Annotated in this window: 4 protein-coding genes and 1 pseudogene; 2 read left to right on the top strand and 3 right to left on the bottom strand. The window is 41.6% G+C overall.

The features are described from left to right. Positions 1-659: 659 nt before the first annotated feature. The 3 genes and pseudogenes from ABFC84_00905 to ABFC84_00895 all read right to left on the bottom strand — a co-directional run bounded on the left by ABFC84_00905 (position 660) and on the right by ABFC84_00895 (position 2,683). Positions 660-834, bottom strand: a pseudogene (locus ABFC84_00905) (cysteine-rich KTR domain-containing protein). Positions 835-910: 76 nt separating this feature from the next. Continuing rightward, positions 911-1,915 carry a hypothetical protein gene (locus ABFC84_00900; GenBank protein ID MEN6411302.1) on the bottom strand — a complete coding sequence of 335 codons (1,005 nt, stop codon included), beginning with the start codon at positions 1,913-1,915 and terminating at the stop codon, positions 911-913. A 12-nt stretch (positions 1,916-1,927) separates the two neighbouring features. Next, positions 1,928-2,683 carry a PaaX family transcriptional regulator C-terminal domain-containing protein gene (locus tag ABFC84_00895; GenBank protein ID MEN6411301.1) on the bottom strand — a complete coding sequence of 252 codons (756 nt, stop codon included), beginning with the start codon at positions 2,681-2,683 and terminating at the stop codon, positions 1,928-1,930. A gap of 1,570 nt (positions 2,684-4,253) precedes the next feature. Here ABFC84_00895 and ABFC84_00890 point away from each other — a divergent pair. Together ABFC84_00890 and ABFC84_00885 are read left to right on the top strand one after the other, a co-directional pair. Beyond that, the gene (locus ABFC84_00890) at positions 4,254-4,493 is read left to right on the top strand and encodes a hypothetical protein (protein MEN6411300.1); all 240 of its coding nucleotides are present in this window, start codon (positions 4,254-4,256) and stop codon (positions 4,491-4,493) included. A gap of 509 nt (positions 4,494-5,002) precedes the next feature. Beyond that, on the top strand, positions 5,003-5,559 hold a 557-nt coding region (locus ABFC84_00885), incomplete at its 3' end, for an HlyD family efflux transporter periplasmic adaptor subunit (protein MEN6411299.1).

Below are 5,559 nucleotides of genomic sequence, written 5' to 3'. Positions count from 1 at the left end.
GCGTTTATTGCACATACCGTTAAATGGAAGTCATGCCGCGTCCTACAGCCTGGCTTTCTCATGCTTTGAATGTATCTGAGTTGTCATTATTCGGTTGTCAAGGAACATTGAAGGGAAAAGTCCTTTCTAATAACCATGAAATTTAGAAGATTAAAAGGCAGGAGTTTAGAGAAATTTTTTAAATATTTCTCCATATTTTTCAGTCCATGCCATATAGTATTTTTTATAGCGCTCTCTGCTATGCTCTCGGCCCATGCAATCTTTGCTTTGCTCAGGCAGAGTACATAATGCGTGTAAATACGCTTTGCCTGCTTGTCCGGCAAAGCGGCAATTGCCGCGTGTAGCTGTTCAGCCGTGATCTTGTGTTCATACACCGCCAGGGTGAAAGTGGCACAAAGAGAATATTCCTTTTAATTTCATCGGGTACATCAATAAAAAGGTCGGTTTTGTAAAACGTGTAATAGTTCCGCAGATTGGTCTTTGCCATATGGCTTTTCCTCCATTTTGATTTTGGGATGCCAAATTGAAATGGAGGCGATGAGATCGGCAAAGGGGATTCACATCAGGACAACTTGGCCCGATGTGCGCAAAACAAAGACTTTCCATTTTTTAAACCCTGTAAAAAGAGTGAGTCGATAACTGTAAAACGTTCTCACATGTTATCGGCTCTGCATCTTAGCGTGTGGCTCTTTGATAACTGATTTAGATTGATTAAGGTTTCTTGTCCGCACTTGGGACAAAACAAAGGGAAATTTTCAAGTTTTGTTCCATCTTGTATTTTTATGCGAGTCTTGTTTTGCAAATGCGATATAAAATCCATTCAACTAGCTTCATTTTTCTCCTTATAAACATCTCATTTATGGCATGTTTTAAGCAAATGGCTTATATCACTATATCTGTTCTTATGGTTTCAATCTTGGTCATACCATCGCTTTAAAATGTTGCAACACAAATAGGTTATCCATGGCGAAGGTACTTTTTTATTACTGAAATCCCACTCCTTATATGGCATAAAAACCGATGTTGCCTTAAACCGTCCCTGCTCATCTTGGCAGGATTCAATCCATTTTATAAGGTCTTCAACCAAGTCATTGCCTTTTAAAAAATTAAATCTTGTTAAAACATCCGCAAGATATAGTGCATTATACCAAACGAAAGGAAACTTCATTGTCCAGAATTTTTTTGAACGTCCAAAATAATAAATTGTTTTCCCATAGTTGCGATGAAAAAGAATAGGTTCAAATGCATTTCTTGCAAATATCGATTCTTTTAGTTCAGGTATAAGAGAGAATACATCTAGAGCCATAATTCCTGCCATGGGACATCCTGCATGTAGCTTTTTATATTGGCCCTCAACAAAGAAGAAATGACAAAACCAGCCTAGCGGTGTATCCCATTTTTCACAAAGTGCATTAACTGCACGAGTAACTTCTTCACTCATGTACCCTAGTTTTATAAGAGAATATGTTATAGCAGGAGAATTACATGGGGAAATGTGCCATATGTCAGCATAAGGATCGGATGCTACATATTCTTTCCCTTGTTGCTGCATGTCAGGTGTTCGTCCTCTTACAGCAAACATTCCTTCTATTTTATGAGATATGGCTTTATTAATAATCTGCTCTATTCCTGTGTCGTTAATGTTCAGTTCAAATTCCGATAACATGCGCAACTTAAAATAACTTATATTCGGGTCACTATTTCTAGTTGCAGCTTTGGTTAGCCATTGTTCTGTTTCCTTAATTTTGTCAATAACTAAGGGGTGTTCAAGCAATTTCTTTTTAACCTGCTTTGCTTCAAAGGAAGCAGGTGAAATATTTAACAAATTGACCATTGAAGCATATTGTGTCCATGGATTACTCGAGAGCAACCACGGAACAGGGTCTCCGTTTAATCGCTTTTTCCAAACATCCATTGCTCTTTCTCCCTATTCATTTTGAAAATGTTTATCTATATATGGCTTAGCAATTCTTGTCATGGTTTTATCAAATGTAATGAATAATCGACGTAATTGTTTCCCTTTCCAATTATCTGGCAGAAATTCATCAGGTAACAGTGGATCATTGAAAAGAGCATTTACAATATCATTGCCAACCAAAAACTTATAAAGTAATCCCTGTTCTGGCTTATACTTTTCTGCTACGCTTAAATGCTCCTCAACATCTCTTATCGTTGTTCCAAGTGCTTCATTAATATTATTAAGCTTCCATAGTTTAGCTACCTCTTCTTTGGTAATTTCCTTCTCAAATCTAAATTTGATTAGGGCACAGTTTCCAGTATTAATTAATGGTTGAAGGTGTTCCCCTATCTTTTCATCGGAATTCAGAGGTCTTATCCAAAAACCAGGGTAATAGTTAGCAAACCGGTATGCAACTATTTTTTTGCGAATTTTATGCCTATGTTGATTCTGTAAATCTGGAACTGAAAAAAGAAATCCCCACCATTCTCTGTCCCACTGGTCCCAATCCAATTCCTTAAAACTTAATGATACGTTGGAACTGATCGTCTTTCCTTTTTGGCTTAAACAATAAAATGCGGTTTTCCCCTCTTTCATAGATTGTACTATACTTTCTCGAATCATTCTGGAGAGGCTGGTTCTCAAACTAGTTTCTGTGACTTCAAACGGAGATGTCAGGTACTTAAGGTCATCAAATGAATACTGGCTGTATCCAAATGATGACATTATGCCAAATATTAATTCGCTATTATTCAGAAAGCATCTCCTTTGTTTACTACAAATCCATAATCATAATAAAACATTTGTGACTTATTGTCAAGCATTATATATGTTGTAATAATGTAATGATGAAAAATATTCTATAACACTAATTCGTTCTAGTCACACAGCATAATATAGTTTTAGCTGCCACTTCGGACCAACTTAACGCGAAGTGGGCGCTTCGTACTCTTTGTTGCGTCATGTTGCTATCTTTCCATTTTCTTGTCTTTCTGTACGTCTGTCGGGCCGAACGAATAATCAATATTTTGCTTTACTATTATAAGTCCCTGCATATTTTTCCGTACTGTCCGGTACTTCTTGTAGGCGCTCTTTTTTCTGCTGACAGTCGTTCCTGTTCCGGCACATCCATTTTCGGGAGTTTTGCCCCAGACAGGATCTGCTGGAATATGGCCCGTGCCACTCAGAGCAACTTAATAGCGGCTTCATGTTCCGTGTAATACTTCCGACTGTATTTACTGCTTTGTATCCATCGGATACGGCGTGGGTTTTGGCATAATCAACCGTCGCATCCATTAGGTCGGTGTTAGTATCCGGCGCTGTTTCAATGATCTTGATTTTATTTAAAGTGTATGAAAACTGTCTGCGGCTTCCGTTACTTTTTTCTCCAGCTGCTTATACTCCAACAAGTCGTTTTCCTGAAAATATTGTAGCGGCGCTTCAATTGGCTATTAGTTGAACACCTTGGTCCACTGCTCAAGGCCGGTCCTTTTCCTGCTCTTATCCAGAACTGAATGTCAATTATCAGGTTGAACTTATGGGTAATTCCGACAAGCCCTTTGATGGAGTGGCTTGGCTCTTAACAATAGCCTGAATAACTTCTTGCTGTAACCCTCTCAAAGCGTGGAAGAATGGAGCCGGGTAAATCGCTACTGCTTCTCTGACCGGGAGCTGATAATGCCACCACACCTGCATTTCACTTTAAGCCAGCAGCGGCCATAACCTGCAAAACGCGTCTATATCGGCGGCTTTTCGGCAAGACAAATATCCCCATCTGCGTCTTTAGCCGTTCATGAAACGGCAGAGGCTTTTTGTCACCAAGCCCTTGCCCATAATGCTCGTATTTCCCTTGCTGTGCAATTGCGGATGTTTGATCTGGGACAGGCGGTTTTCAAGGCAAACGCAGTCTGAAAGCCGCCGCAGAGCAAACGACAAGTTCCAGAAATTACGAAATTTTCTCGTGCAGTCAGGTGACGTGGAATTGAAATAAACTTTATATGCTTGCGGTCAAAGTGCGCAGCGCCGAGAAAGGCTTGCTTGCCCTTTGTCTAGTGCGTTGCCATTTTGTCGCCCATCCGGTTGGCTTCCTCCGGCGTTACCTTACCAAGGGCAAATGCCTGCCAGATTTGATAGCATAAAACATATGCGTCCTTTTTCTGCTCCTAGCTCCCTAACAGCTTTGTATTCTGCCTTTGAAAGCAGAAATTCTGCGTGGGCGGTTTCCGTGTCACACTGGTAAACGGAGATCCAGAACATAATTGTCTTAAATGACCAGTTTCAGGAACGATTTCCTTACTTGAAAGTTGGTGATTCCATCGAACTACAAATCGACGGTGAGACGACAGAATGGGTGATTGTTGGATTCTTCCAATTTGCAGGCAAGATCGGTGGCTTGGCAGCTTACATCAACCAAGAGTACCTGACCACCTTGCCGTGGCAAGTGCAGAATATGATTGCCACTTACCGCATTGTTGCTAAGGACCACCCTGACAGTGCTGCGCAAAAATGTTGGCTGAGGAGGTCCAGGCACTACTGAATTCTAATGGAATCCATGTCAGCAATCTGACAACGGGCAGCAGCATAAACGACTCTTCTGCTGCGTCCTTTGCAGTTTTGACTAATCTTTTGCTCATTCTGGCAATTCTGACTGCGCTGGTGGGCAGTATCGGATTAGCTGGGACTATGAGCATGAATATAATTGACCGTACACGCGAGATTGGAGTGATGCGCTTCAATTGGCGCTTCCGATTCGATCCTGGTGAAGATGGTATTGGTCGAAGGTTTGGGCATTGGTCGGATTAGCTGGATAGTCGGATCTGTTCTGTCCTTCCCGATTAGCAAATTATTATCAGACTTGGTGACTCGTGCGTTATTTGGCATCCCCTCTCAATGCGGTTTTACATATACCGGCTTCATTATTTGGTTTGTGGTTGTATCCGTACTTTCAGTGGTCGCCAGTCATGCACCTGCGCGGAGTGCCACTAAACTAACCATTCGCGAAGTCTTGGCCTACGAATAATTTTAGAATAAATAAAAAGGAAAAAAATGAAAACAAAATCTCTTTCCAAGCCGATGAATAAATTCTTGCCACTCTTGATAACAGTCCTATTTGCTTTATTGTTGTCGGCATGCAGTTCAACCCAAAATGCGGACTCAGATGCACAAGCGGCTGATATCTCTACTCCGGTGATCTCGAACAACGGCGTAACCGTTGAAGGAAGGCTTAATCCAATTGATTCAGCCCAGGCGCATGTGAATGCCGCCCAAAAGGCATTGGACGCAATGGTTCTGTCAGCGCCGTTTGATGGAGTAGTCACCTCGATTGATGCTACTATCGGGCAGGTCGTCTCAGCAAAAGAACCCATCTTGCATTTGGCGGATTTCTCGAGCTGGGTCGGTGAAACAGTCGATTTGGACGAGATCAAAGCTGTAAAGATTGATTCCGGCAAACCGGTAACTCTCACTGTCGATGCCTTCCCAGGGTTGGAGTTGCATGGAACGGTTGAATGGATATCCTTGGACTACACCGAGAAAAGCGGTGACATTCTCTACTCGGCACGCATCCGTTTGGATGATAGCGATCCACGTTTGCGCTGGGGAAT

The sequence above is a fragment of the Veillonellales bacterium genome (assembly GCA_039680175.1).
In the GTDB taxonomy this organism is placed as follows: domain Bacteria; phylum Bacillota; class Negativicutes; order JAAYSF01; family JAAYSF01; genus JBDKTO01.
The sequence above is the reverse complement of the archived record's forward strand: the minus strand, read 5'-3'. Positions and strand labels throughout refer to the sequence as shown.

Excerpts from the sequence above, each read along its gene's own strand:
- ABFC84_00900 (MEN6411302.1), bottom strand. The coding sequence starts at position 1,915 with ATGGATGTTTGGAAAAAGCGATTAAACGGAGACCCTGTTCCGTGGTTG.
- ABFC84_00895 (MEN6411301.1), bottom strand. The coding sequence starts at position 2,683 with ATGTCATCATTTGGATACAGCCAGTATTCATTTGATGACCTTAAGTAC.